Annotated in this window: 3 protein-coding genes; all 3 read right to left on the reverse strand. The window is 56.7% G+C overall.

The window, feature by feature from the left end:
* Positions 1-150 precede the first annotated feature (150 nt).
* Positions 151-1,278: a class I SAM-dependent methyltransferase gene (locus B3Z49_RS09925; RefSeq protein WP_296990448.1), complete on the reverse strand. Its 1,128-nt coding sequence runs from the start codon at positions 1,276-1,278 to the stop codon at positions 151-153.
* A 2-nt stretch (positions 1,279-1,280) separates the two neighbouring features.
* A complete protein-coding gene (gene lgt, locus B3Z49_RS09930) occupies positions 1,281-2,114 on the reverse strand; it encodes a prolipoprotein diacylglyceryl transferase (protein WP_296990450.1) in 834 nt (277 codons plus the stop codon).
* Positions 2,115-2,230: 116 nt separating this feature from the next.
* Positions 2,231-2,684: NAD-dependent epimerase/dehydratase family protein (locus B3Z49_RS09935; protein WP_296990452.1), on the reverse strand; the 454-nt coding region annotated here is incomplete at its 5' end.

A 2,684-nucleotide genomic window follows, 5' to 3' on the forward strand; every position in this document is an offset into this window, starting at 1 on the left:
CCGTGGCGCAGGCCGTCCTTGTCCGACAGGTTCCCGGCTTCAAACCAGGTCAGCCCGTTGCTGCTGCGTTCGATCCCGTTGGTAACCTGGCTGATCGGATGTGTCATGCTGGCCTGCTCCGTTCCCAAAACCGTTCCGGTCGCAATCAATTTAGCCCGCCACGCCACTGACGCAAGGCGGCGGGGTGGTATCGCGACCATACGCGATCAGAACTTTAAAAAGCGTTCCCATCTGACCGGCATCAATCAACCGCGACAACGCCTGATCAATCGCAGTTTTCTGGGCATCATCGGCACTGGTTTTCAAATGCTCGGCCCGCTGTTCAATGCCCAGCATCCGCAAAAACGTCCCTTGGGTTAGAACCGCACCGGTACGCGCACCCGCCTCGTTCATCGCCCGCCCGATGGCGGCAAAATCAACATGCGCGGTCAGATCGGCATCGCCCGGATCGCTCAGAACCGGATGATATTCATGGCCCTTGAGCGCCTGGAAAGTATCGCCAAACGCGCTGCCGGGATGGCCGTAATCAATAAACAGCGCCCCGCCACCCGTCTTGTTCAGACGCCGGGCGATTTGATCGGCAATGGCAATTGCGGGCGCACAGCTTTCAAAGATATCACCCTTTTTTGCGGCCCCGCGCATGGTGACCGGGATCAGCGCATCCGTGATCGGCGTTTCAGCACCTCGGACAAAACCAAGTTCGCCGGTTTTGGCATCAAGTCCGACCAAACGCTCGGCCCAGCCTTTCTCGCCGCGCTCGAACTGACGGATTGGCAACGCATCAAAGAACTCGTTGCCGATCACAATCGCCGGAACGTTGGCACGCGTCGGAATGTCATCAAACGTTTCATGCCAAGTGGCCGGAATGCCGTACGCCATGATCGATGTTTGTTGATGGGTCCGCAAAACCGGGCTGGTTTCGACAAAACGCACGGTCAATGCATCGCCAATGCCCGGCACATTGCGCACCGCACGCAGCGCGTCTGACATCAATGTTCCGCGCCCCGGCCCCAATTCGATCAGATCGATTTTTGGCGGGCTGCCCATCTGTTGCCAGGTGACCGCCGCCCAAAGCCCGATCAACTCGCCGAACATCTGGCTGACTTCCGGTGCCGTGATAAAATCACCAGCGCGCCCGAACGGGTCCTGCTTGCGGTAATAGCCATGCTCGGGATGGGCCAGTGCCTCGGTCATGAAATCGGCAATGGTGATCGGGCCCGATACATTGATCCGGCGTTTGATATGGGCCAAAAGCGGGCTGTCGGTAGCAGAAGTCATAATTACGCGTTTTCGGCTTCTTTGGGGTGAATGCGGGTTTCAATCGGTTTGGATTTAAGCGCATAGACAATGCAGCCAACCCCGGCCAGCACCATCGGGATCGACAGAACCTGCCCCATGGTGATGCCGCCGGCAAGGTAACCAAGCTGCGCATCAGGCTGGCGGAAGAATTCGACGATGATGCGCGAAATGCCATAACCTGCGACAAACGTGCCGCCAAGGATCCCCGGACGATGGCGCACGAACGCCTTGCGCGACAGGATAAACAGCACAACAAACAGGATCAGACCTTCAAGCGCTGCTTCATAAAGCTGGCTTGGATGGCGCGGCTCCGGCCCGCCATTGGGGAATACAAAGCCCCACGCAACATCGGTGGTGCGGCCATACAATTCGCCATTGATGAAATTGGCGATCCGGCCAAAGAACAAACCAATCGGGGTCGCCACTGCGGCGGCATCCAGCACGGCAAGAATGGAAATATTGCGCTTTCTGGCAAACAGAATGATCGCAACAATCACGCCCATGAACCCGCCATGGAATGCCATACCGCCCTGCCAGACCTTCAGGATATTGGCCGGGTTATCCAGATAATAATCCAGATTGTAAAACAGGATATAGCCCAACCGCCCGCCAAGGATCACGCCAAGCGTTGCCCAGAACAGCAAGTCATCAACATCGCGTTTGCTCATGATGTTGGGCGTTTTGGTGCAGTAATAGACCACATATTTCCAGCCCAACAGCAGACCGGCAATATAAGCCAGCGCATACCAGCGAATGGCAATCGGGCCGATGGAAATCGCAATCGGGTCTATCGCCGGAAAGGCAAGGCTCAGCATCTGGAATACTCCGGATCAGCAGATTGGGTTTGATGATAAGGCATAAGGCTGCTCTGAGGTCGCAAAGGAGTTGGGCAGCATCATGGCAAACCCACCCCGATCCCTGCAGGCGATACTCAGCGGAACGGATCCTCGGTCGCAAGATAATCCTGCACATAGGACCGCACGCCTTCTTCAAGCGATGTCATTTCCTTGCCATAGCCCGCTTCGCGCAGCTTGGTCATATTGGCTTCGGTGAAATACTGGTACTTGTCGCGGATCGACTCAGGGGTCGGCACGAACTTGATATCGGGCTCCTTGCCCATGGCGCTAAACACTGCCAGTGCCAGATCCTTGAAGCTGCGCGCCTTGCCGGTGCCGATATTGAAAAGATCGCTGACCTGCGGGTTGTCATAAAGCCACATGATGATGTCGACCACATCACCGACCCAGACGAAGTCACGCAACTGGCCGCCATCTTCATAATCGGGATGATGCGATTTAAACAGCGTCGCGGTTTCGCCCGCCGAAAGCTTGTCAAACAGCTGCGACACCACGGACCGCATGCCGCCCTTGTGGTACTCGTTCGGG

Origin of the sequence: Thalassospira sp. UBA1131 (genome assembly GCF_002311515.1) — a bacterium.
Lineage (GTDB): Bacteria > Pseudomonadota > Alphaproteobacteria > Rhodospirillales > Thalassospiraceae > Thalassospira.